The sequence below is a fragment of the Arthrobacter sp. B3I4 genome, assembly GCF_030816855.1.
Taxonomy (GTDB): domain Bacteria; phylum Actinomycetota; class Actinomycetes; order Actinomycetales; family Micrococcaceae; genus Arthrobacter.
This window is the reverse complement of record NZ_JAUSYK010000001.1, coordinates 1,691,545-1,713,981: the sequence shown is the minus strand read 5'-3', so window position 1 is coordinate 1,713,981 and position 22,437 is coordinate 1,691,545. Positions and strand designations below refer to the sequence as shown.

The following is a 22,437-nucleotide window of genomic DNA, read 5'->3' as shown; positions in this document are numbered from 1 at the left end:
AAACACATGTCGGAAAAAGTACGCACAGGACGTTTCACTGCCGACCCCGGGGCCGGCCCGGTAACGGTCTTCCTGATCGGGATGCGCGCCAACCGTTGGTGGAAGTTTGGGACGGTGGCACAGGTAGGGGTGGCCATGCCCAGGATGCTTGCCCACCTAGCGAAGACGCCGGAGGCCGGCTTGCTGGGCTACCAACAATGGTTCGGCCGCACCACGATCATGGTCAGCTACTGGAAGAGCCCTGAGCATCTGCAGCGCTTCTCGGCCGACCGCTCGGCGCCGCACCTTGAGCCCTGGCGCCGGTTCATGCGTGAATCCGCAGGCACCGGCGACGTCGGGGTATGGCACGAGACCTACGTGACGGCGCCCGGCGGCAGGGAAAGCGTGTACAGCGACATGCCGGTCTTCGGCCTGGCGGCAGCTACCGGCCACGTCCCGGTGGGACCAGGACTGAACACCGCGCGCCAGCGTTTGGAGGCAGAGGAGGTGAGCCGCCGTCTGTCCGAAGGTCCGGGCACCCCATCATGACAGGCAAAGCAAAAGTTGACCGCAACAACACACATCTGCCAGCGGGTAACGAAGGCGCCGGCACCTTCTGCGGCAGCTCGCGCCCGCGGCCGAACGCTGGACAAGGAGCATGAATAGGAAAGTTGCCGCTTCACTTAAACCACCGCGACGCCGTCGGCGTTCTATGTCTGGTTTCCAACCCGGCGGAGTAAGCGCAAGACCGCCCAGGAAACGAGTTCTGGGCGGCCATCGCAATAGGTCTAGGGAGGTCAGGGACTAGACGTTGAAGCGGAACTCCACCACGTTCCGTCACGGAATAACCTCCGGGCGAAAGACCCGGAAGCGTTGGTTGAACCCGCATCGTCACAGCAGCCACCGGGAGTTCCACCTTCACATCCGTGCCCTGGACACGAACGGACCGGCGGTCCCTCGCGCATCGGCCGCCCCGGGGGCATGATCGTTCCATGACACTGCGCTGGTATTCCACCGTCATCGAGTCCACAGACCCCCGGGCCCTTGCCCGCTGGTGGTCCGAGGCCCTCGGTTGGGAGGTCATGTACGAGGCCGACGACGAGGTGGTCCTCGTCCCGCCCTGGGCCCGCGAACTCGGGGAGAAGCTCGACTTCCACCAGATCCCGCCGGGTCTCGTGTTCGTGCTGGTCGGGCACGAGAAGCAGTCGAAGAACCGGTTGCACCTCGACTTCGCCCCGCACATAAGCCAGGACCGTGATGCCGAGATCGAGCGGCTCATCGCGCTCGGCGCCACACGGGCCGAGATCGGCCAGGGCCCGGACGTGAGCTGGGAGGTATTGGCCGACCCCGACGGCAACGAGTTCTGCGTGTTGTCCTCTCGCGAGTTCTAGGCCCGCGTCGGGTCTCCCGACAACACCTCTCGCGGTAATTCGGTCACGTGAGTTTCTCCGCGGGAGCAATTCAAGGGTTTCCCTTGAATTTCCTTTAGATGGGCACTCGGGTGCAGCCAAGGGAACGATATCGTGGGTACATGGCTGAAATTCAAGGTCTCCACGATCTTCTGACCGCACTAAACGCCGGAGAGACGATCCCCGGAGGATCGCCGCACCATGAGGCCATGCACGCCGCTAGCCAGGAGTCGCTGCGCATCACCGCTGAGCTGAACGGGCGCTACCACTCCCCCCGTGAAGTGCGGGCCCTAATTAGTGAGTTGACCGGGTGCGAGGTCCCCGAGTCCTTCCAACTTTTCCCGCCGTTCAGCGCTGACTTCGGCAAGAATATCCGTTTCGGCGCAGATGTGTTCGTCAACAGCGGCTGCCGGTTTCAAGACCAAGGCGGTATCGACATCGGCGATGGAAGCCTCATCGGCCACAACGCCGTAATCACGACCCTAAACCACGACATGCTGCCGAGCCGACGAGCCGACATGCACCCGGCCCGCGTAATGATCGGCCTGGGCGTGTGGTTTGGGGCAAACGTAACAGTCCTACCAGGCGTGACGATTGGCGATGGGGCAGTAGTGGGCGCGGGTGCGGTCGTCACAAAGGACGTGCCCGCGCGGGCAGTCGTCGTTGGTGTGCCAGCAAAGCGGGTGGGCACGGTCCCGGAAGGGTAATTCCTTGGCCGGGAGTAACTCCTCTGCATGTTCAACCAAAACGGGCAGCGAATCCCAAAGCAGCGCCTGAGTCGAAGCGCGGTGCTAGCGTCTCCTCACCGATTAGCCTTATCGGCACAGCGCTGTGCTGTTGTACTGCTAAAGCCAGACTTAAAACATTTAATCTAAATTCGACCACGTTCCGTAACCGAATAACCTCATCGAACGAGTATCCGAGAACCCCGTTCGCTGCTGTGGAACATGGTTGCAAGTACCAGGGTCTATCTACACCACTGCAGACGACGCAGTAGATCACAGACTGCCTCCGCTATGCCCGCGATCTCGGTGCGTGATTGCGCGCGGAGTTTCCAGTCCGCGTTCCGCACCGTTACGAACGGTTCCGCTGACGCCGAAACGCCCGCAAGAAAGCGACGATCCCGGCGAGGAAGACCACAAATCCGGCCACCGCCACGATGCCCCGCATCGACGTGAGCGCGCTGAACGCGAGCGGCTGTGAGGCGGAGATGAGGGCGCCGATGAGCGCCCCAACGCTCACAGCCAGGCCGGCGTGGGTGGTCTCTTCCTCGTGTTCACTCGGATCAGCATGAAGGAGGGTGCATGGGCCGTGGGTGCCATCTGTGCAAAGCGAAGACGTTCCAGAAACGACCGTCGCCTAGGGGACCAGCGGACCCGCATCCGAATCCTCGCCAGGTCCATCAACGATGTTGATCTCCGCCACTAGCGCGGACAGAACCGATCGCACGGTTGCGGCGATTTCCGATGCGAGCGGATCGGCGACTGCGTGACGCTCGCGGAGCGCATCAGCCAACCTCTCCCCCACTTCATCTTCCGTGAGCAGCCACTTCGCAACCTCGGCGACCGTCCAGCGCGCGGTTTCGTTCCCGACTTTCCGGATAATCGGCTCATACTCCGCCCGCCACTCAATATCAGCGTGTTTGCGAGCCACCTCGATCTCGACCTGGCGAAGCAGGGCCTGCGTTTCGGCTTCGACGAGTCGCTGGGCGGCCGCGCTTAAGGCCGTGCCAAAGTCTGTCATTCGGATTTTCCCCCTCTTATTGATTCCCCGGGGCGATCACGCTCTGGGACGTCGTCGATTTGCACAGATGGCACCTACGAGCAGTTAGTGTCACAACTTGTACAGTGCCAGTTGTCCACTTCCTGGCACCACAAAAAAGTAGTGGCTCCAACAACTAATGCATGCACCGTGGGGAGCGTCTTCGAGGTCCATTGGTTCTCCTATCCGTTCAAGAAGACTAGATTGTTTGAAGTCGACAACCAAAACCCGAGATCTGGTCACCACTGGTACGGCTGACCGCGAGGTAGGGGTCACTCACACCGTACCTTCAGAAGTTAGAACGCAAATCTAAACTTAACCACGTTCCGTAGCCGAATAACCTCATCTAGAGGGGACGCATCTTCTTTCCTATGAATAGCGCCCCGTCCGGGGCCGCCATTAGTGGCTATCCGGACGAGGCGCTTTCCTACTTCCAAGTCACTTCTTCGTTGTACGCATGCTGAAGGTGTTGTTGGCATGCTTCACCTTTTCGTAGCCGCCGAACGCGTTGGCTGAGCCAGTCTTCTGCTGGAGGCGCGCCGGAGAAACCGTGCGGGGTACGGCTCCCGCTTTAGCTGCGCCATTGGAATTCTTGCTGGTCATCATGATCACCTCCTTACGTTGTTCGTAGGATTACGCACGAGCACTTCAGGCTGCTCGATAGCGGCTGGGGCCCGCGCCATGGGCGCGATCGATGACTCCGAAGATCATCTGTTTGGCCTTCTCAACGGACGCAGCACAGCCGGCCGAAACTGTCACCATCCCAGTCCTGCCGATACTTATCCGAGCGTTCGACGCGGCCTCGATCTGGCGAATGCTGGAGCCCCCAGGCCCGATGACGATTCCAGTTTGACCAGCCGGGATCTGAAACGTCTGGACTAGGTCAGCCCACGCCGTCGTCTTTACTATCGCTTTGTTTGCTGTAATCCAGTGTTCTGCTACTACCCACACCTTCAGGATCCGTCCATCAATCTGGGCTTCGAGGCGCACGCTCTCATTATCCCGATCCGGGATCTGTCGAGTGGGCTTGGCAAGAACCTGTTCGATGTGGTGCTGCTGTACCTGGCGTTCGAGCATCCGCTCCTTTGCATGCTTCGTGTAAACGGGCGGTACAGCACATCGGGGCCGGGATGACCGTTGGCTTTTCAGGTGAGTGAATATCCAAAGAGAAAAAGCAGCGAGAATAGCCGCTCCGATAAGTAGCGCCGTAATGGTTGTGTTCATGTCCTGCGTTCCTTCCGTTCCGGATGCGTCAGTTTGACGCTGGTTCCACGATCGAACGGGGCACCGCTAGGTATCAACCGCCCGAATGCCTAGCGATGCCCTGGCGCAGATGAAGTGCGACAGGTGAGAAAATCCAGTCATGGGAAACGCGGAGATTGGTCTTAACGGCACACTCACACAAGCAATCGAATCCATTTTGAAAGACTTTCCGAACACAGCGGAGCCTGTGGTGGTTCTCGCCGCCTACCTGCATAGTTTGGTTGAACGATACGGCCTGACGGACAGTCAACACCTCGATCCCAATGAGTTCGAGCGCCCGGTATTGCCCTTCGCAGCGCGACAATTTGTCGACAGCTTTGTCGATTCCTCCAACACCGAATCGCTGAGGAACTCGCTTTATAAGGCTTTCGAGAATCTGGCTGATGACGGAACGGTGCGTAGCGTTCTCAATAAGAACCGCGCCCTGAGCCCGCGTGAGGTCCTTCTCCTGGCTCAGGTGGCCTGGAATCTGGAACACACGAACCAGCGCCCCAGGCTGCCGTTGCATCCAGGAACAATCCCCAAGGACGGGAAGCAGGACTGGGCCGATATTCCAGTCCCCGGCGCCCACAAGGACTTTGCGACGATGCAGTGGACCGATCGTGGAAACCAAAAAGGGGTTCAAGGAAAATCTGCCGGCGCCACCTTCCGCAGGCAGACGGCTAGGCTCGCCGTACTAGCCGCCCAGTGGTTCCTCGACTCTCATACGAAGCCAGCGCCAACGGTTGGCGAAGCGAAAATGCTGAACGACACCAGGCCAGGAACCAGAAGGATTGTTTGGGCATCGACAGCTGCTGACCAGATGGATGATGTCGGCCTCCCCATCTCTGCGGTCCAAGTACCAGCTGACGCGTTGCCGCCACAATCAAAAGGATCGCCAACCGATCAGATACTTGTTGGGAACTTTGCGGAGGTGGGGGGCCACTATCAGCCTCGTGCATTCGAGAACGAGATTGACCGAGTTTGGGGCGACAGCGGCGATCGGCGTGTGTGGTTACGTGGTGGGCCTGGTTTGGGGAAATCCTACGCGGCTCGCAAGATTATGCAGGAAGCGCTCAGGGGTTTAGACGACGAGCGTCACAACTTGCTGATTTGGGTGGAGTCCGCCGATGCCGTGGCCGTAACCCGGGAATTGGCACGGGCAGCGGAACGACTTGATAGTGGCCTCAAAAACTCTGTCGCAGCAAACGCCAAGGATCGCGAAGACCAGCTTGCGCGCGGACTGCTCGATCATCTGAGAACGGCCGACATGCGCTGGCTGATCGTCTTGGACGACGCGAACGCCGCCGAGCTAATTGAGCGCAAATTGGTCCCACCCGGGACGAATCCGAGGGGTCGGGTTCTCATCACAACATTGAGCGCCTCCCATCGGATCAGCGGCGCTGGCCATCAGGTCGAAGCGGAGCTGTTCTCTCCGGGCGAGGCTGAAGAATTTCTCAATACCCGCCTGCCAGAGACGTCCGTGCACGACAGGGCCGGGTTGTCCGCCACAGTGAGGCACCAACCGTTGGCGCTGTCCATTGCGGCTTCCACAATTGCCGCCAACAGGATGACTGTCTCTGACTGGGTCAAAGAGTTCCATGAGTCGCCGCGAATGGATGAAGCGGCCGATTATTCTGATGTTGGAGGCTATCCAACGCTTATAGGCGCCACGTGGAAGGTCGCACTAGACAAAGCTGCTCAAGGCATGCCGAACGGTCTGGTGGAACGGACAGCAATGGTCGCGGCCCTGCAGGATCCAGATGGACACCCCACGTGGCTCTGGCAACGGGATAGTGTCTGCGAGTGGGTTGCAGGTGAGACAGATCTGCCGGAAACCAGGACGAGAATGCATCGCGGGGTCAAATGCCTCGTTGACTACGGAATCATCCAGCTCACAGGAAGCTGGCAGGTTGGCCGCCTCGCGATTCATCAATTGGCAGCTCGCGCCATCCGTGAAACCTCAGCCCCCGAGGAACTCGCCCAAGCTGGCGCCGTCCTGGCCGAGCAGTGGCTGCGTGAGCTCACGTCGAATCCAGCCAACGCACAGCACCAGAATATTCGGGCGGCCGTACGACCCATCGCGGCGTTACCGCAGCTGAACGCTTTGACGCGAAGCACGGCAACCGCGCTTGTAGGGTTCTCCGCGCCATCGACGGACCAAACAAGTATCGAGTGGGATCTGTGGGAACTTGAACTACTGGAACCGCACCTGGTCCGTGGCGGTGCTGTAGGGCGTGCTGATCTGGCGGAGCGCTTAGCGAACATTGGACGCGCTCAACGAGAACTGGGACGACACTCAGAAGCGCACAAGAATCTGGATGCCGCTTCCTCGATATACCGCGACCTTGCGGCACTCGCGGATCTCAACGACAATTTGCGGGCAAAATACCTCGTCTCCCTGGCAGACATCGATGCAGAAATGGATCAGCCCGAACTGTCTCTAGAACGTCTTAGAAAGGCTGCAGAACTGCTAAAACGATGTGCCTCACGAAAGCCGACGAGCGACGCTCCGATTTCGGACAGGTTGGCACTGGCCGAGATTTATCAGAACCTGTCGGACGATACCGAATCCCGGGCGGCGCTCGATAGCGCTTTGTCGCTCTGGGAGAGCCGACCGGCCGCCGGCGCAGTTGAAGATGGTGATGCGGCTGAGGAGGCATCAACGCTCGCAAAGCTTGGGCAGCAGCTGGCAATAGCAGGACGACTCACCGAGGCGAAGAGTTATTTGCTTCTGGCAGCCCGCCTCAATGAAAAGACAGAATTTGGCCGCTTGGTCCGACTCGAGCGTATCCACACAAGGTTGGCGTACGTGTGCTCCCAGTTGGGCGAGTGGCGGGAAGCTGAAAAGTGGTTCGAGCGAACGGAATGCGACCCTCTTCTCCTTGCCAGCGTTCAGTTGCACCAGGGGCGAGTAAGAGAGGCACAAGCCAACGTCGACACTTCAGCGTCGAGATACTCCGCCCGCTCAAATCAGAACCCCGATCGTGACGATCGGGAGGTTGACTCGGAGATTCGCGAATTAATTAAGGACTCACTCGCGTTGCCGCTCGCTAAGTTGACTCAAACGGCGATGAAGCACGAGCGGTGGGAGGATGCAGCGGGCTTGGCAGAAGGAGGCCTCGAACTCGCTCGAGCCAAGTCTGACGCGTCCCCCGGCGAAGATCCCATCGAACTCTCCAACGCCTACCTCCACGCCGGATATACCGCGTTAAAGGCTGGCCGCTTTCAGGTGGCTGCCACGCACTTCGCGAGTGGGGCTAACATCGCGGAATTGCTTTGGCAAATGTCTCCCGCAGACCACAAGAGACGGTTGGAGTACGGGCAATCACTCTATTGGGTGGCTTCCTCTCACGCGAGGACTGGCCAACCGGGTGCTGCGGTGAGGCACGCGCGAAGAGCCGTCGAAGTCCTTGAAGGGCTCGAAGGACTGGACGATAAAGCCCGGATCTGGTTGAGCGCAGCTACTTCAGTTCTCGGGCAGGCCCTCCTCCAGAACGGCGATGCGGACGAAGCCGTAGTGTCTTTGACACAAAGAGTGCAATCCTGCCAGGCGTCACTTGCTGAGACTCCCGATGACCACGGTCTAATGAGAACGCTCGGCGATGCCCTTCAAGAATTGGGGAAGACTCTTTTCGCCGCAGGCCGATGGCAGGATTCTATTCAGCCTCTAAGGGACGCCATCGCGATCTATCGGGCCATGTTGAGTGGAGCCAGAGACCAACGCAGGAGCATGGCGGCTGTTTCTTTCATGCTTGCCTACGCCCACAACCGGCTACTGGAGCATTCCGAAGCCGCTATCGCCGCCGAACAGTCAGCCAACGTGTGGCAGGGACTAGCTGACGGCGACCCCAGCGACAGCGAACTCCAAGTCTCGCTCGCACACGCGCTTGGTCTCCTAGGAGAATCGTTAAGCGCACTCGACCGTCGTAATGAGGCCGTGCAGGCAATTACCCGAGCTGTTGGCCATCTCCAGTTGCCTGCTGAGCTAAACCCAGATGACCACATGCAACACCTCATACATCTTCTCGATCGTCTCGGAACTCACCTACGCGACCTAGAACTCTCCGTCGAGGCAGAGGAAACACAGGCACGTCTGGACGATCTTCGACGGCGGTTCCCGAAATCTGCCGAGGACGCGTGAATGCCAGCCGAACCGCCTGGCCAACAAAATTGCAGGTAGCGTCCCTGGCAGTGGTGTATTTTCCCGGGCTTGATGTGTCGCTCCGGCGATGTGAAAAGCCATCGTGCGTAAGGTCAGCGAGAACGACCAAGAACTCACAGAAGGACACTTACGCACGATGGCCCTTAACCTGGCTCTTGGCGACAGCCGCATGTGTCCTATTTTCTGCTGTCCTGGTGGCCCTTCCCTCATCATGCACCATGCAGAACTGCTGAAATCAGACTCTCGCTGACCGTCATGGCTTCAGCCTCGACCACCTGCTTCTATTCCGGCGACGCGGCCGGCCCGCCTTCATCAGTCTGGGCATTACGGGCACGGCGGGACAGCCTGACGAGCGCCGGCAGGGTCATCCCGGCCGGCAGCTTCACCTGCGGCGAGGTCTCACGGCCAGCTTCCTGTCCAGCGTGACCTTGAGCCGATGAAGCTGCGGCCGTCAGCACACTACGAGAGGTGCTGCCGAGTGTACCCTCCGCTTTTCCACTCCTCCGTCGTGATGCATACGTGCAGCTTGGGCCCAGAGGTTAGAGCGCAAACCTAAATTCGACCACGTTCCGTACCTCTGTTCCCCCACGACAGACCCCAAGTCGGGATGTCCGCGTAGGGACCGCGGTCGTTGTTCAGCCTATTGGCCTGGGGCTGTTGATAGTTCAGAATTTGAGCATCAGGTCCACTGGCATTGGCCGAGGACAGTCTGGGCCTTGCACCATTACTAGCGCCTGGGGGAACCGATGATTAGCGGATTCGACGACGTCACGCCCAGGTCCAGCGAGCGTTGGGCCAGCGCCACACGACGAGCGCATGGCATTCAAGATCAGGGTCTTGGCGGAGCCTTAAAGACCTACTTCACTCTCTACTTTCCAGCAGGGGTGACCATCCTTGTCATAGCGGGGACTCTCGGCGGGATGCTGGCCTTTGAAGGAGCACCGACAGGCTGGCAGTCCTATCTCGTATTCGGATTCTTTCTTGCCGTGCTGGGGGCCGCCATCGGGGGCTTCATTTACAATGCGAAGAAAATCGCGCCCGCGGCGGAGAAGGGCAGGATCGACGTGCTGCTTTCGCTGGACGACGCAGAGAGAAAGGACGTCCGACGTCAGGTTCTCGGGAAGACGCCCGTTGACCCGGAGCATCTTGTGGTCGCGCGGGCCGCCGCAGTGCAACTGCGAAAGAATCTGGCCACCCAGTTGATCTGGATGTCGGTGTTCCCGCTTATATTCATTCCCCAAGTCATACGAGGCGCCGGTTTCATCTCATGGTTCATGGCAGCCGGTGTGCTTGTCATGGTGATTGCGGCATTGTTCCTTGTTCGGGACTTTCGGCGGGCTGGCAGGTTCCTTGACCGCACGACAGAGCCGGGTGTGCCGGGTGTAAGGAGAACACTCGAAGGACCCGTTTGGACGTCTATCAACCCCCGGCAACGAGCCCCAATCGATTCTTGCCGGGATAGGACTCCTCCACGGCGGATGAGCGATGCGTCAAAGTTGCATGGCAGTGACGCATTCGACTCAGGATTCCAGCAGCCTTGCCTTGAACGGCAAATTGCTGGCGGTGTCCTCGTCATCGGGAAACGGGTCGCAAAGACGAAGGCCGCTAAGAACAGTGTTCTTAGCGGCCTTGGCAAAGGTCTCAGCCAGGTCAGAAACTATACATTGAATCTAAATTCAACCACGTCGCCGTCGGCCATGACGTATTCCTTGCCTTCGATCCGGACCTTGCCGCGGGCCTTGGCCTCGGCCATGGAGCCGGCCTCGATCAGGTCGTCGAAGGAGACGACCTCGGCCTTGATGAAGCCGCGCTGGAAGTCGGAGTGGATGACGCCGGCGGCCTGGGGTGCGGTGTCGCCCCGGTGGATGGTCCAGGCCCGGGTCTCTTTGGGGCCGGCAGTGAGGTAGGTCTGCAGCCCCAGAGTGTGGAAGCCGACACGGGCCAGCTGGTCGAGGCCGGATTCGTCCTGGCCATTCATCTCCAGCATCTCGCGGGCTTCCTCCTCGTCCAGCTCGACGAGGTCGGATTCAAGCTTGGCGTCGAGGAAGATGCAGTCTGCCGGGGCAACCAAAGCCCGCAGTTCTTCCTGCTTCTCCGGGCTGCCGAGGATTCCCTCGTCCGCGTTGAAGACGTAGATGAAGGGCTTCGCCGTCAGCAGCCCCAGTTCCTTCAGGTGTTCCATCTCCAGCTTGTCGCTCTTGATGGAGGAGAAAATCGTGTCACCGCGTTCCAGTACCGTCTGGGCGGCCTTGACGGCTGCCAGCTCGGCGGCGTCGCGCTTCTTGATTTTGACTTCTTTTTCAATCCGCGGGACGGCCTTTTCGATGGTCTGCAGGTCCGCGAGGATCAGCTCGGTGTTGATGGTTTCCATGTCCGAGCGGGGGTCAACCTTGCCGTCGACGTGGATGACGTCCGGGTCATCGAACACGCGGACGACCTGGGCGATGGCCTCCGCTTCGCGGATGTTCGCGAGGAACTGGTTGCCCAGGCCCTCGCCCTCGGAGGCGCCCTTGACGATGCCGGCGATGTCCACGAACGAGACGGCGGCCGGCAGCAGGCGGGCCGAGCCGAAGATGGCTGCCAGCTTCTCAAGCCGCGGGTCCGGCAGGTTCACGACGCCGACGTTCGGCTCGATCGTAGCGAACGGGTAGTTCGCCGCGAGCACCTGGTTACGGGTCAGTGCGTTGAAAAGAGTTGATTTGCCGACGTTGGGCAGTCCGACGATGCCAATAGTAAGAGCCACGAGTATTGATTCTACCGGTAAACGCGCTGGCGGCCTCCCGCGGCGGCGAGCCACGACGGCGGCCGCGGCCCGCGGCGCCGGTGCCCCGGGCGTCGCTGGCCAAAAGTGTCAGGGCTGCGTGCCAGAGTGAAGGCATGGACGCTTTTGCACTCATTCTGGCCCTGTTGATGCTGCTGATCGGAGCCATCGCCGGCGCCGGCTTCGCCTTTGTCATGTCGCGGCGCCGCAGCGCGGCCCTGGAGCAGGATTTCGACGGGGTCTCCGCCCGGCTTTCCCAGGTCAGTGCCCAGTTCGCCGCGGCCGACGCCGAGCGCCGGCTGCTCGCGGCGCAGAACCGGGAACTCGGGGACGCCCGGGCGCAGGACGGCAGCGTGCTGCGCGCCCTGGCCCCAGTGGCGGAGAAGCTCACCGCTGTCCAGCAGCAGGTATCGCTGCTGGAGCGGGACCGGCTGGAACAGTATGGCCAGCTGGCCCAGCAACTGCAGGAGGCCAGGTTGTCAGACGAGCAGCTGCTGCGCTCGACGCACGCGCTCGAGTCAGCCCTGCGGTCCAACAGCGCCCGCGGCCAGTGGGGCGAAGTGCAGCTGCGCCGCGTCGTCGAGGCGGCCGGCATGCTCCGGCACGTGGACTTCCACGAGCAGCTGCACAGCTCCGGCTCAGGGTCCGAGAACGCTGTCCGTCCCGACCTCGTCGTGCAGCTCCCCGGCGCGAAACAGCTGGTGGTGGATGCCAAAGTGCCGTTGACGGCATACCTTGAGGCGCAGGAACTGGGCGCCGCCGGCCGCTCCCCCGGTCAGGGCGCGGCGAACCAGCAGTCGCTGCTGGTGGCCCACGCGAAAGCCCTGAAAGCGCACGTCGACGCGCTGAGCAACAAGAAGTACTGGGACATCCCGGGCAACGCCCCGGAGCTGGTGATCTGTTTCCTGCCCGCCGAGTCGATCCTGGCCGCCGCCCTTACGGCCGACTCCGCCCTGCTGGACTATGCCTTGTCCAAGAACGTCGTCCTTGCCTCGCCCGGGACCCTGCTGGCGGTCCTCAAATCGGTGGCCTTCACCTGGCGTCAGGATGTGCTCACCGACAGCGCGCGGGAACTTTTCGAGCTCGCCCAGCAGCTGTACGAGCGGATGGGCACCCTCGGTGAGAACGTCTCGAAGCTGGGCTCCTCGCTGAAGACGTCAGTGGACCGCTACAACTCCCTGGTCGGCACGCTGGAGGCCCGGGTTCTGCCGACGGCGCGCAAGCTCAACGCCCTGGACGCCGCGGGCCTGGCGAGCCCGGTTGTGGTGGAGGTGACGCCCCGCTCCGTGGCCGCGCCTGAACTGCAGCAGGGTTCCGGGTTTCCGGAGGCAGCCGCCCGCGCCGGCGACGGGAGTGCCGGCGAGGAGGCCGCCGGTGACGAAGGCGGCGTGGAGGAGTCTGCCGCGTAGAACGCCGGGTGGGGCCGCCGCGCCCGCTAGGACTGTTTGGCGGGGCGGGTGCCGCGGCCGCCCAGGGCGCGCGAGACGTCGCCGGCCTGCTTCAGGGTGGCGCGGAGTTCCTTGGGCAGCGAGAACAGCAGGTCCTCCTCCGCCGTGACGACTTCCTCGACCGAGCCGTAGCCGTAGTCGGCCAGGAGCCGGAGCACGTCCTTGACCAGCACCTCCGGCACAGAGGCGCCCGACGTCACGCCGACGGTGGCCACGCCCTCGAACCAGGACTCGTCCACCTCGTTCGCGAAGTCCACCCGGTAGGAGGCCTTGGCGCCGTATTCCAGCGCGACCTCCACGAGGCGCACCGAGTTCGAGGAGTTGGCCGAACCAACGACAATGACGAGGTCCGCCTGGGGTGAGATCTTCTTGATCGCCACCTGGCGGTTGGTGGTTGCGTAGCAGATGTCGTCGCTGGGCGGATCCTGCAGCGTGGGGAACCGCTCCTTCAGCAGGCGCACGGTCTCCATGGTCTCGTCCACGCTCAGGGTGGTCTGCGAGAGCCAGATGACCTTCTCCGGGTCCCGGACCGTCACCTTGTCAACCTCGTGCGGGCCGTTGATGATCTGGATGTGTTCCGGTGCCTCGCCTGCGGTGCCTTCGACTTCCTCGTGGCCGTCGTGGCCGATCAGCAGAATGTCGAAATCGTCCTTCGCGAAGCGGACGGCCTCCCGGTGGACCTTGGTAACCAGCGGGCAGGTCGCATCAATGGTCCGCAGTCCGCGGTCTTCGGCTGACTGCACCACCGCCGGCGACACACCGTGGGCCGAGAAGATCACCAGCGCGCCTTCGGGAACCTCGTCGGTTTCATCGACGAAGATCGCGCCCTTTTCCTCAAGCGAGCTCACCACATGGACGTTGTGCACGATCTGCTTGCGCACGTAGACCGGCGGCCCGTAGTGTTCCAGGGCCTTCTCGACCGCAATCACCGCACGGTCGACGCCGGCGCAGTAACCGCGCGGGGCTGCGAGCAACACCTTCTTCATCCCGGTTACGGGTGCCGCCGCCAGCACTTCTTCCGGGGTTCGCCGCCGACGCGGAACAGAGGGCATCGGAATGGAAACAGCGGTGGAGGTCATGTCCCAATCCTACCGGTGTTCGTTATTGGCCGACGTTTGAGGGGGTCGGCGACCGCTGGCAAGGCGGAGCGCGATCCCGGCGACGAGCAGGACTGCCCCGGCCACCAGCGCCGCCACAATCCACTGCCCGAAGTTCGCCGCGGAGGCTCCGACGAATTCGCGTTTGAAAATCTCTGCCACCTCATTGCCGCTGGAGGTCGCCAGGACCGCCCGTCCGGCAGCCTCCGAACCGATCTTCCACGCAGCCGCCAGGACGAGGGCCCCGAGTCCGATCCCGGCGAGGACTGTCCACTTCCGCCGCGCGGCGACGAAGGCCAGAAGAAACGCGATCACCGAGCCCAGGGCCACGACAGCGCCCATCGGCGCGTAAGCGGACACCCGGTCGATCAGTTGGCGCTGGTCGGACTGACCGATGTCGATCCGTACCTCGGAGGGGGCTTTCAGCGGTAACGGGACCGGAGACGACTCCGAGACCCGCTTGACCACCAGACCCACCAGCGGTGCGACGTCCAAAGTTACGGACGTGCTTCCGGCCGCGTCCGCCGCCGGCGGCGTGGCGGGGCCGGGGAAGCTTAGCCGGTGGCTTTTACGCAGGGTCTCGGCCCAGGCATCGGAGTAGCCGGGCATGGAGGTCAAGGACTGCGCTGCCCCCTCCAGGATCGGCTTAACCGCATTCGTGAGCGACTCGGGAAGCTGCTGGTCACCGAACCCAATGCCGCTCACGGCGGCCGCGGCCAGTCTCCGCTGGAAGGCAGGATCCTTGCCGAGCGGCGCGGAGAGCGCGACGAAGCCGTCCTCCTGGACGATGTTGCGGTCCACCCACATGGCCGGAACCGCGACTGCCGCCATGGCAAGGCCGATCAGCACAGCAACGGCCGAGACAAAAGTGCGCACGAAAGTCTCCTAGGAGGGTTGGGATCAGTGCCATCCTACGGGGGCGTCCGGACGAACCGGAAAGCGGCGGCCATAACGTCAGCGCCTGCTGGTATTGCTATGGATAGAGTTGAAGCAGATCCCCGTCACCACCAAAGGACCCACTCCACATGCACCAGCACATGCACCTGGCAGATGCCGACGGCCGCCGGCATGTCTGAAGAAACAACCGCAGCCAGCACCCTGTCCCCCACCGCGGCGGGCACCAGCCCGGATAACCCGTGGCCCCTGCAGTTACTCTCGCAGAAACTCAAGATGTATATCGACCGCGCGCCCTCGGCGTGGGTCGAAGGCCAGGTCATTGAACTCAACCGGCGGGGCACCAACGCGTACCTTACGCTCCGGGACATCGACGCGGAGATCTCGCTGCCCGCCTCCGTGTGGACCAGCGTGCTGGACCGCCAAGCGACGCCGCTGGAGCGCGGGTCGCGGGTCGTGGCGCTGATCAAGGCCGAGTTCTGGCTGAAAACCGGCCGGTTGAACATGTCGGTCAAGGACATCCGGCCGGTGGGCCTGGGTGACCTGTTGGCCCGGATCGAGCGGCTGCGCCAGGCCCTGGCGGCGGAAGGACTCTTTGCGGACTCCCGCAAAAAGCGCCTGCCCCTGCTCCCCCACCGGATCGGCCTCATCACCGGGCGCGACTCGGACGCCAAGAAGGACGTACTCCGAAACGCGGCACTGCGCTGGCCCGCCGTCGAGTTCGAGATCCGCGAGGTGGCCGTCCAGGGGAACACCGCGGTGGCCCAGATTCTGGCCGCGCTGCGGGAACTGGATGCCCACCCGGTGGTGGACGTGATCGTCATCGCCCGCGGCGGCGGCGCCCTGGAGGACCTGCTCCCGTTCAGCAGTGAAGAGCTGATCCGCGCAGTGGCCGAAGCGGCCACGCCGGTCGTCAGCGCCATTGGCCATGAGGCGGACCGGCCCATCCTGGACGACGTCGCGGACCTGCGCGCCTCGACGCCGACCGACGCAGCGAAGCGGATCGTCCCCGATGTTGTGGAGGAACTGGCCAGGGTGAGGCAGGCACGCGACCAGCTTCGCCGCGGCGTGACCCGCCTGGTGGAACGGGAAACGGACCGATTGACGTCCCTCCGCTCCCGGCCGGCGCTGGCAGCTCCGGAGGGCATGATCACCACCAGGCTCGACGACGTCGGTCGGCTAAAGAACCGCTCCCACGCTGCCGTCAACACCGCAGTGGTCCGGGCGGCCGACCAGCTGGTCCACCTCAGGGCGCAGGTACGGGCCCTGTCACCGCAGAAAACGCTGGACCGCGGCTACGCCGTCGTCCAGCTCGACGACGGCAACACGGTCCCCGGAACCCGGCATGAGGTCATCCGCCACCCCGACCAGGCCCCGGCCGGCACTGCCTTGGCCGTGCGAGTCGCGGGCGGCAGGTTCACGGCCCGGTCGACTGGCGACGAGAACACTGGCGACGGGAACACCAACGGGTAACCCGTCCGCGGGAGAAACCACCCGGCGCCAGATACACATTGAGACAAGCACCAAGACAGGCATCAAGGTAAGGAGCAACAGCATGGCAGCAGAGAGCGCGGCCGGCCCGCAGCCGAATTCGGATATCGACGGGCTGAGCTATGAAGAGGCGCGTGAACAACTTGTCGGCGTCGTCAGCAAGCTCGAGACCGGCGGCGCGAGCCTGGAGGACTCCCTCGCGCTGTGGGAACGCGGAGAGGCCCTCGCTAAGCGCTGTGAACAGTGGCTCGAAGGCGCACGCAAGCGGCTTGCCGCCGCGCGCGACCACGCCGCCCACGAAGGCTAGCGCAGCGGCGCCGGGGACCTGCGGCTAGGAGCGCCGGACCAGCTCGCGTTCCATTTCAACATCGAGATCGGGCACCGGCCACTCGAGCGCCATTTCCTCCAGGGCGTCCAGCAGCAGCTGTTGGACCGCGATCCGGGCGTACCACTTCTTGTTCGCCGGAATCACGTGCCAGGGCGCGTGGTCGGAGCTGGTCTGTTCAAACGCCGCCTGATAGGCGTCCATGTAGTCGTCCCAGAAGGCGCGTTCCCTGAGGTCGTTGCTGCTGTACTTCCACCGCTTGGCGGGGTCCTCCAGCCGGGCCAGCAGCCGTTCCTGCTGCTCGCCGCGGCTGATGTGCAACATGACCTTGACGATCTTCGTCCCGGCGGACGTCTGCCTCGCCTCAAACTCGTTGATGGACCGGTAGCGGCGTTCCAGCTCGCCCGCATCCGCCCAGCGGTGCACGCGGTGGATCAGGACGTCCTCGTAGTGGGACCGGTCGAAGACGCCGACCATGCCGGCCGCGGGGACTTCTTTTTCGATCCGCCAGAGGAAGTCGTAGGACTGTTCCTCCGGTGTCGGGGCCTTGAAGGACTTCAGCTGCACGCCCTGCGGGTTCATCTGGCCCATCACGTGGTTGACGATCCCGCCCTTGCCGGCGGTGTCCATCGCCTGCAGGACGAGCAGCAGCCGCTTCTTCCCTCCGGTCCTCGACTCGGCAAAGAGCTGTTCCTGCAGCTGGGTGAGCCGGCTGTCGAGTTCGCTGAGCAACTGCTCGCCGGCGGCCTTGTCCCCGGCGTAACCCGGCGTGGACCCGGGGTCGACGTCGGTGAGGCTGAACTGCTTGCCTGCCCGCAGGGTCTCCGAGGGTGTCTTGTCGAAGTTCACGACAGCTGCCATTGAAGCCTCTTTCCGCTTAGGACAGCCGGCGGGCCAAGTGGCCCGAAGCGCTGCTGTCCCGAATCCTAGTTGCCCTGGTACCGGCTCAGGAACTCCGCCATGCGGTTGATCGCCTCTTCCAGGTCCTTGACGTTCGGCAGGGTCACCATGCGGAAGTGGTCCGGCCGGACCCAGTTGAAAGCCCGGCCGTGGGAGACGAGGATCTTCTGCTGGCGCAGCAGGTCCAGGACGAACTTCTCGTCATCACGGATGTGGTAAACCTCGGGATCCAGGCGCGGGAACAGGTACATCGCGCCGCGGGCCTGCTGGGTGCTAACGCCGGGGATCGCGTTCAGCATGTCGTACGCCTTGTTACGTTGCTCCAGCAACCGGCCGCCCGGCAGGATCAGGTCGTTGATGCTCTGGTAGCCGCCGAGGGCGGTCTGGATGGCATGCTGCGCCGGCACGTTGGCACACAGGCGCATGTTGGCCAGCAGGTTGATGCCTTCCAAATAGTCGGCAGCGTCCTTCTTGGGGCCCGAGATGGCCATCCAACCGGCCCGGTAGCCGCAGACCCGGTAGGCCTTGGAGAGTCCGCTGAAGGTAAGGCAGAGCACGTCATCGTCCGTGAGGCTGGCCATGTTCACGTGCACGGCGTCCTCGTAAAGGATCTTTTCGTAGATCTCGTCGGCGAAGATCACCAGTCCGTGCTTTTCGGCCAGGGCGACGATCTTGCGCAGCGTTTCCTCGGGGTAGACGGCGCCGGTGGGGTTGTTGGGGTTGATCACCACGATGCCCTTGGTCCGCGGCGTGATCTTCGCTTCGAGGTCGTCCAGGTCAGGCTGCCAGCCGGATTCCTCGTCGCAAAGGTAGTGCACCGGCTTCCCGCTGGCCAGGGCCACGGAAGCCGTCCAGAGCGGGTAGTCCGGGGTCGGAATGAGCACCTCGTCGCCGTCGTCCAGCAGGGCCATCAGCGACATCGTGATGAGTTCGCTGACGCCGTTGCCCAGGTAGATGTCATCGACGTGGATGTTCTGGATTCCGCGTGTCTGGTAGTACTGCGAGACGGCGGTGCGGGCGGAGAAAATGCCGCGGGAATCGCTGTAGCCCTGGGCGTGCGGCAGGTGGCGGATCATGTCCACCAGGATCGCGTCCGGCGCTTCAAAGCCAAACGGGGCCGGGTTGCCGATGTTCAGTTTGAGGATGCGGTGACCCTCTGCCTCCATCTGCTGGGCGGCCTGAAGAATCGGTCCACGGATGTCGTAGAGGACATTATGAAGCTTGGTGGACTGCTTGAATTCTGCCATTCATCAAATATGCCACAGCGGGGATGGACTTCAGCTGAGACTTGCCTCACGCCGCTGCCGGAACCTCCGGACGCCCTCGAATGGCGGAAACGACGGCGGCTGCCGGGCCGGGTGGATCCGGCTGGCAGCCGCCGTCGTTGGTTATCGTCTCGAGCCTACTTGACCAGGCCCTTGTCCTTCAGCCACGCCGCAGCGGCGTCCTTGGGATTCTGCTTCTGGCTGCCGCCGACCGCCCGGTTGAGGTTGATCAGGTCCTCGGTGGTGAGCTGCTTGGAGACGGCATTGAGCGCCTCTTTCGCCTTGTCCGTCATCTTCGCCTTGTTGTACAGCGGAAGGACCTGCTGGGCGATGAAGTTGTTCTTCGGGTCTTCCAGCACCACCAGATCGTTGTCCGCGATGGCCGGGGTGGTGGTGTAGATATCGGCGACCTGGACCTGGTCCGAGAGCAGGGCCTTGACGGTGACGGGGCCGCCGCCGTCGCTGAACGGCTCAAGCTTCTTGGGCACGCAGTTGTAGTTCTTCTTCAATCCCGGCAGCCCGTAAGCGCGTTCGGCGAAGGTTGCAGGGGCACCGATGACAAGCTCGCTGCAGACCTTGGCCATGTCCTCGATCGACTTGAGCTTGTACTTCTCCGCGGTGGCCTTCGTGACCACCATGGCGTCCTTGTCCTCGGCCTTGGCCGCGTCCAGCACGCCGAGGCCGTCCGGGAGCTTGCCGGGCAGCGCCTTGACGATGTCTTCGGCGGAGACCTCGGTGGCGTCCTTGTTCACGTGCAGCAGCAGGTTGCCGCTGTAGTCGGGAATGACGTCGACGGAGCCGTCCTGCACGGCCTTGAAGTAGACCTCGCGGGAGCCAATGTTGGGTTTGGTGCTGGCCGTGACTCCGGCCGCGTTAAGCGCCCCGGCGTAGACTTCGGCGATGATCTGGCTTTCGGTGAAGTCGGCTGAGCCGATCACGAGCGCCCCGCCGGCACTCCCGGAGGAGCCGCCGCTGGCAGGCGCCGAGGACAGCGGATTGGACGAGCCGCCGCACGCGGACAGTGCCAGGGCCAGGCCGACGCCGGCGGCCAGGCCGCCGAATGCGCGCCTGCCCAGTGCTCGTTGGCGGATTTCCTTCATGACGTACCTCCTTGAACAACAGCCTCCACGGTCGCGGGGTCTGTGAGATCAACCGCGGCCTGGTGGCTGCGGTCCGGTGTGCGGGCGGCTCCGCGGGTCAGGAAGAGCCGCTGGCATAGAACAAGCAAAGAGTCGACGGCGATCGCGAGCACCGCAATGAGCAGCGAGCCGCCCAGCATCTGCGGGAAGTCGGAAAGCACGAGACCGTCGAAGAGGTAGCGGCCCAGCCCGCCCAGGTTGATGTAAGCGACGACCGACACGGTGGCGATCACCTGGAGCACGCCGGTGCGGAAACCGCCGTACATGACCGGGAGCGCGTTCGGGAATTCGGCCCGGAAAAGCACCTGCAGCTCCGTCATGCCCATGGCCCGGGCCGCGTCCACGACGTTGCGGTCCACGCTGGAGATTCCCGCGTAGGTGCCCGCCAGCAGCGGCGGCACGGTCAGGATGACAAGCGCCCAGACCGGCGGCATCAAACCGATTCCGGCGAGCAGGACGAATAGCGTCAGCAGCCCGAGGGTCGGCAGCGCGCGCAGCGCCCCGGCGAGTGCCACCACTGCCACCCGCCCGCGGCCGGTGTGCCCGACGTAGAGCCCGATCGGAACAGCGATGGCGGTGGCGATCAGCATGACCAGCCCGGTGTACTGCAGGTGCTCGGCGAGCCGCACCGGGATGCCGCTGCTGCCGGCCCAGTGCTGCGGGTCAGCCAGCCAGGCGAAGGTGTCGGTGAAGACGTTGCTCATACGGACGCCCCCGATGCCGCGCCGGACAGCGGGAGCGCGGCCGCCGGTTCACTGGTTTGCCCTGATTTCCCGGTGCCCGCCCGGGCCCATGGCGTCAGCAGCCGCTCCAGCAGCACCAGCGCCGCGTCCATCAGCAGCGCCAGCACCAGGATCGCAATGATGCCGACCAGTACTTCGGTGACAAAGTCGCGTTGGAGTCCTGAGGTGAAGAGCATCCCCAGATTACCGATGCCCAGCAGCGCGGCGACGCTGACCAGGGAGATGTTGCTGACCGAGACCACCCGGAGCCCGGCGAACAGGACCGGCAGGGACAGCGGAAGGTCGATCTGCAGGAACCGTGCCAGCGGCCTGAAGCCCATGGCCACAGCGGCCTGCTGCAGGTCCTCGTCGACGGAGTCGAAGGCATCCAGGGCGGCGCGGACCAGGAGCGCCACAGCGTAGATGGTCAGCGCCACCACCACGTTGGCCGGGTCCAGAATCCGGGTCCCCAGCACGGTGGGAAGAATAATGAAAAGCGCCAGCGACGGAATCGTGTACAGCAACGAGGAGGCAGTAAGGACCACCGTGCGCAGCGTCCGGTTTTGCCTGGCCAGCTGGGCCAGCGGAAGGGAAATCAGCAGGCCGAAGACCATGGGCAGGACCGCGAGGACGAGGTGCTGGCCGGCAAGGCTGAAGACGTGTCCGCTGTTGGCCAGGAACCACTCCATCAGACCACGCCCTGCCGCACCCGGCGGTCCGCGGCGATCACGGCGAGCACCTCTTCGGCGGTGATCACGCCGGCCACGCGGCCGTCTGCATCCACTGCCACGCCCAGCCCGGACGGCGAAGACAAGGCCGCGTCGAGCGCACGCCGGAGGGTCTCGCCCTTCCGGAAGAGGGACCCGCCCGGGACCTTGGCTGGGCCGGCGCCCGGCGCACTCCAGCCCAGCGGCCGGCCGTCACTGTCAACCACGAGTTGCCAGTCGTTTGCCCCAGTACCGGTGCCGCGATCGAGTTCGTCGACACGGACGGTGTCCACCGGATGGATGGTCACGCCGTCGGAGGGGCTGAACGCCAAGTGCCGGAAGCCGCGGTCATGGCCGACGAAGGAGGCGACGAAGTCGCTGGCTGGGGCACGCAGGATTTCTTCGGGCGTGGCGTACTGCGCCAGCTTCCCGCCGGTGACGAAGACGGCCACCTTGTCGCCCAGTACTGTGGCCTCGTCGATGTCGTGGGTGACGAACACGATGGTTTTGGCCAGGTCGCGCTGGAGGCGGAGCAGTTCTTTCTGCAGCTCATCGCGCACCACCGGGTCCACGGCGCTGAACGGTTCGTCCATCAGCAGCACCGGCGGGTCCGCGGCGAGGGCACGGGCTACGCCCACGCGCTGCTGCTGGCCGCCGGAAAGCTGTGAGGGGTAGCGCCGGCCCAGCCCAGAGGCAAGGCCGACGACGTCGAGCAGTTCCTGGGCGCGCTTGCGGGACGCCGCTTTGGACACGCCGTTGAGCCGCGGAACGGTGGCGATGTTGTCCAGCACGGAGCGGTGGGGCATCAGCCCCGAGGACTGCATGACGTAGCCCATCGAACGGCGCAGCTGCGCGGCCGGAACGGAGGTGATGTCCTGCCCGTCCACGGTGATGGTGCCCGCGGTCGGTTCAACCATGCGGTTGATCATCCGCAGCGAGGTAGTCTTGCCGCAGCCTGACGGGCCGACGAGGACGGTGATGGAACCCTTGTCGATGGACATGGTGAGGTCATCGACGGCGGCCTGGCCGCCTTGATACTGCTTGGTGACGCTCTGGAACTCGATCATGGCCTCTGCCATTCCGGGCTTACCTCACTGTCGGGGGCAACATGGACGGTCCAGCCACCTGATCA

20 protein-coding genes are annotated in these 22,437 nt (G+C 63.4%); 7 read left to right on the top strand and 13 right to left on the bottom strand.

Annotated features, from left to right (window positions below):
* The first annotated feature begins 6 nt into the window (after positions 1-6).
* The 3 genes from QFZ61_RS08090 to QFZ61_RS08080 all read left to right on the top strand — a co-directional run bounded on the left by QFZ61_RS08090 (position 7) and on the right by QFZ61_RS08080 (position 2,095).
* Positions 7-528, top strand: a complete 522-nt coding sequence (locus QFZ61_RS08090) for a DUF4188 domain-containing protein (RefSeq protein WP_307034956.1) — start codon at positions 7-9, stop codon at positions 526-528.
* A gap of 443 nt (positions 529-971) precedes the next feature.
* Positions 972-1,370: a VOC family protein gene (locus QFZ61_RS08085; protein ID WP_307034953.1), complete on the top strand. Its 399-nt coding sequence runs from the start codon at positions 972-974 to the stop codon at positions 1,368-1,370.
* Between the two features lie 140 nt (positions 1,371-1,510).
* Entirely contained in the window at positions 1,511-2,095 is a 585-nt protein-coding gene (locus QFZ61_RS08080) for a DapH/DapD/GlmU-related protein (protein ID WP_307034951.1), read from the top strand.
* A gap of 367 nt (positions 2,096-2,462) precedes the next feature.
* Here the strand turns inward: QFZ61_RS08080 and QFZ61_RS08075 are convergent, their stop codons facing one another.
* The 4 genes from QFZ61_RS08075 to QFZ61_RS08060 form a co-directional block, all read right to left on the bottom strand.
* Positions 2,463-2,630 carry a hypothetical protein gene (locus QFZ61_RS08075; RefSeq protein ID WP_307034949.1) on the bottom strand — a complete coding sequence of 56 codons (168 nt, stop codon included), beginning with the start codon at positions 2,628-2,630 and terminating at the stop codon, positions 2,463-2,465.
* A 117-nt stretch (positions 2,631-2,747) separates the two neighbouring features.
* Positions 2,748-3,131, bottom strand: a complete 384-nt coding sequence (locus tag QFZ61_RS08070; RefSeq protein ID WP_307034948.1) for a hypothetical protein — start codon at positions 3,129-3,131, stop codon at positions 2,748-2,750.
* Positions 3,132-3,587: 456 nt separating this feature from the next.
* Complete coding sequence (locus QFZ61_RS08065; protein ID WP_307034946.1) at positions 3,588-3,755, bottom strand: hypothetical protein; 168 nt, start codon at positions 3,753-3,755, stop codon at positions 3,588-3,590.
* Between the two features lie 42 nt (positions 3,756-3,797).
* Complete coding sequence (locus tag QFZ61_RS08060) at positions 3,798-4,373, bottom strand: KH domain-containing protein (protein ID WP_307034944.1); 576 nt, start codon at positions 4,371-4,373, stop codon at positions 3,798-3,800.
* A 139-nt stretch (positions 4,374-4,512) separates the two neighbouring features.
* Here QFZ61_RS08060 and QFZ61_RS08055 point away from each other — a divergent pair, with 139 nt between their 5' ends.
* Positions 4,513-8,535: a tetratricopeptide repeat protein gene (locus QFZ61_RS08055; RefSeq protein ID WP_307034942.1), complete on the top strand. Its 4,023-nt coding sequence runs from the start codon at positions 4,513-4,515 to the stop codon at positions 8,533-8,535.
* 1,678 nt (positions 8,536-10,213) lie between these two features.
* Here QFZ61_RS08055 and ychF read toward each other — a convergent pair.
* Positions 10,214-11,299, bottom strand: coding sequence for a redox-regulated ATPase YchF (gene ychF, locus QFZ61_RS08050; RefSeq protein WP_307034940.1), 1,086 nt, complete (start codon positions 11,297-11,299; stop codon positions 10,214-10,216).
* A gap of 134 nt (positions 11,300-11,433) precedes the next feature.
* Here ychF and QFZ61_RS08045 point away from each other — a divergent pair, with 134 nt between their 5' ends.
* Entirely contained in the window at positions 11,434-12,726 is a 1,293-nt protein-coding gene (locus QFZ61_RS08045; protein WP_307034939.1) for a DNA recombination protein RmuC, read from the top strand.
* Between the two features lie 26 nt (positions 12,727-12,752).
* Here QFZ61_RS08045 and QFZ61_RS08040 read toward each other — a convergent pair whose 3' ends face one another.
* Positions 12,753-13,844: a 4-hydroxy-3-methylbut-2-enyl diphosphate reductase gene (locus QFZ61_RS08040; protein WP_307034937.1), complete on the bottom strand. Its 1,092-nt coding sequence runs from the start codon at positions 13,842-13,844 to the stop codon at positions 12,753-12,755.
* 9 nt (positions 13,845-13,853) lie between these two features.
* The gene (locus tag QFZ61_RS08035) at positions 13,854-14,738 is read right to left on the bottom strand and encodes a hypothetical protein (protein ID WP_307034935.1); all 885 of its coding nucleotides are present in this window, start codon (positions 14,736-14,738) and stop codon (positions 13,854-13,856) included.
* A 192-nt stretch (positions 14,739-14,930) separates the two neighbouring features.
* On the opposite strand from QFZ61_RS08035, the gene xseA reads away from it, so the two are divergent.
* Both xseA and QFZ61_RS08025 read left to right on the top strand, forming a co-directional pair.
* The gene (xseA, locus tag QFZ61_RS08030) at positions 14,931-16,229 is read left to right on the top strand and encodes an exodeoxyribonuclease VII large subunit (protein ID WP_307034933.1); all 1,299 of its coding nucleotides are present in this window, start codon (positions 14,931-14,933) and stop codon (positions 16,227-16,229) included.
* 82 nt (positions 16,230-16,311) lie between these two features.
* Positions 16,312-16,554: an exodeoxyribonuclease VII small subunit gene (locus QFZ61_RS08025; protein WP_307034931.1), complete on the top strand. Its 243-nt coding sequence runs from the start codon at positions 16,312-16,314 to the stop codon at positions 16,552-16,554.
* Positions 16,555-16,578: 24 nt separating this feature from the next.
* Here QFZ61_RS08025 and QFZ61_RS08020 read toward each other — a convergent pair whose 3' ends face one another.
* From QFZ61_RS08020 to QFZ61_RS07995, 6 genes are all read right to left on the bottom strand, one after another.
* Positions 16,579-17,433, bottom strand: a complete 855-nt coding sequence (locus QFZ61_RS08020) for a polyphosphate kinase 2 family protein (protein WP_307034929.1) — start codon at positions 17,431-17,433, stop codon at positions 16,579-16,581.
* Between the two features lie 65 nt (positions 17,434-17,498).
* Positions 17,499-18,719: a pyridoxal phosphate-dependent aminotransferase gene (locus QFZ61_RS08015; protein ID WP_307034927.1), complete on the bottom strand. Its 1,221-nt coding sequence runs from the start codon at positions 18,717-18,719 to the stop codon at positions 17,499-17,501.
* Between the two features lie 155 nt (positions 18,720-18,874).
* Positions 18,875-19,837 (bottom strand): ABC transporter substrate-binding protein, encoded by a 963-nt coding sequence (locus QFZ61_RS08010; RefSeq protein ID WP_307034926.1) that lies wholly within the window; start codon positions 19,835-19,837, stop codon positions 18,875-18,877.
* Entirely contained in the window at positions 19,834-20,580 is a 747-nt protein-coding gene (locus tag QFZ61_RS08005; protein WP_307034924.1) for an ABC transporter permease, read from the bottom strand. Before QFZ61_RS08005 ends, QFZ61_RS08010 begins: the two co-directional genes overlap by 4 nt.
* Complete coding sequence (locus tag QFZ61_RS08000; protein ID WP_307034921.1) at positions 20,577-21,287, bottom strand: ABC transporter permease; 711 nt, start codon at positions 21,285-21,287, stop codon at positions 20,577-20,579. Before QFZ61_RS08000 ends, QFZ61_RS08005 begins: the two co-directional genes overlap by 4 nt.
* A complete protein-coding gene (locus QFZ61_RS07995; RefSeq protein ID WP_307034919.1) occupies positions 21,287-22,384 on the bottom strand; it encodes an ABC transporter ATP-binding protein in 1,098 nt (365 codons plus the stop codon). The genes QFZ61_RS08000 and QFZ61_RS07995 overlap by 1 nt, the downstream gene beginning before the upstream one ends.
* Positions 22,385-22,437: the final 53 nt, after the last annotated feature.

What these genes read in the sequence shown, in the direction of transcription:
- QFZ61_RS08090 (WP_307034956.1), top strand. Translation starts at nt 7, where the DNA reads ATGTCGGAAAAAGTACGCACAGGACGTTTCACTGCCGACCCCGGGGCC.
- QFZ61_RS08085 (WP_307034953.1), top strand. Translation starts at nt 972, where the DNA reads ATGACACTGCGCTGGTATTCCACCGTCATCGAGTCCACAGACCCCCGG.
- QFZ61_RS08080 (WP_307034951.1), top strand. Translation starts at nt 1,511, where the DNA reads ATGGCTGAAATTCAAGGTCTCCACGATCTTCTGACCGCACTAAACGCC.
- QFZ61_RS08070 (WP_307034948.1), bottom strand. Translation starts at nt 3,131, where the DNA reads ATGACAGACTTTGGCACGGCCTTAAGCGCGGCCGCCCAGCGACTCGTC.
- QFZ61_RS08065 (WP_307034946.1), bottom strand. Translation starts at nt 3,755, where the DNA reads ATGATGACCAGCAAGAATTCCAATGGCGCAGCTAAAGCGGGAGCCGTA.
- QFZ61_RS08060 (WP_307034944.1), bottom strand. Translation starts at nt 4,373, where the DNA reads ATGAACACAACCATTACGGCGCTACTTATCGGAGCGGCTATTCTCGCT.
- QFZ61_RS08055 (WP_307034942.1), top strand. Translation starts at nt 4,513, where the DNA reads ATGGGAAACGCGGAGATTGGTCTTAACGGCACACTCACACAAGCAATC.
- QFZ61_RS08045 (WP_307034939.1), top strand. Translation starts at nt 11,434, where the DNA reads ATGGACGCTTTTGCACTCATTCTGGCCCTGTTGATGCTGCTGATCGGA.
- QFZ61_RS08040 (WP_307034937.1), bottom strand. Translation starts at nt 13,844, where the DNA reads ATGACCTCCACCGCTGTTTCCATTCCGATGCCCTCTGTTCCGCGTCGG.
- xseA (WP_307034933.1), top strand. Translation starts at nt 14,931, where the DNA reads ATGTCTGAAGAAACAACCGCAGCCAGCACCCTGTCCCCCACCGCGGCG.
- QFZ61_RS08025 (WP_307034931.1), top strand. Translation starts at nt 16,312, where the DNA reads ATGGCAGCAGAGAGCGCGGCCGGCCCGCAGCCGAATTCGGATATCGAC.
- QFZ61_RS08020 (WP_307034929.1), bottom strand. Translation starts at nt 17,433, where the DNA reads ATGGCAGCTGTCGTGAACTTCGACAAGACACCCTCGGAGACCCTGCGG.
- QFZ61_RS08015 (WP_307034927.1), bottom strand. Translation starts at nt 18,719, where the DNA reads ATGGCAGAATTCAAGCAGTCCACCAAGCTTCATAATGTCCTCTACGAC.
- QFZ61_RS08010 (WP_307034926.1), bottom strand. Translation starts at nt 19,837, where the DNA reads ATGAAGGAAATCCGCCAACGAGCACTGGGCAGGCGCGCATTCGGCGGC.
- QFZ61_RS08005 (WP_307034924.1), bottom strand. Translation starts at nt 20,580, where the DNA reads ATGAGCAACGTCTTCACCGACACCTTCGCCTGGCTGGCTGACCCGCAG.
- QFZ61_RS08000 (WP_307034921.1), bottom strand. Translation starts at nt 21,287, where the DNA reads ATGGAGTGGTTCCTGGCCAACAGCGGACACGTCTTCAGCCTTGCCGGC.
- QFZ61_RS07995 (WP_307034919.1), bottom strand. Translation starts at nt 22,384, where the DNA reads ATGGCAGAGGCCATGATCGAGTTCCAGAGCGTCACCAAGCAGTATCAA.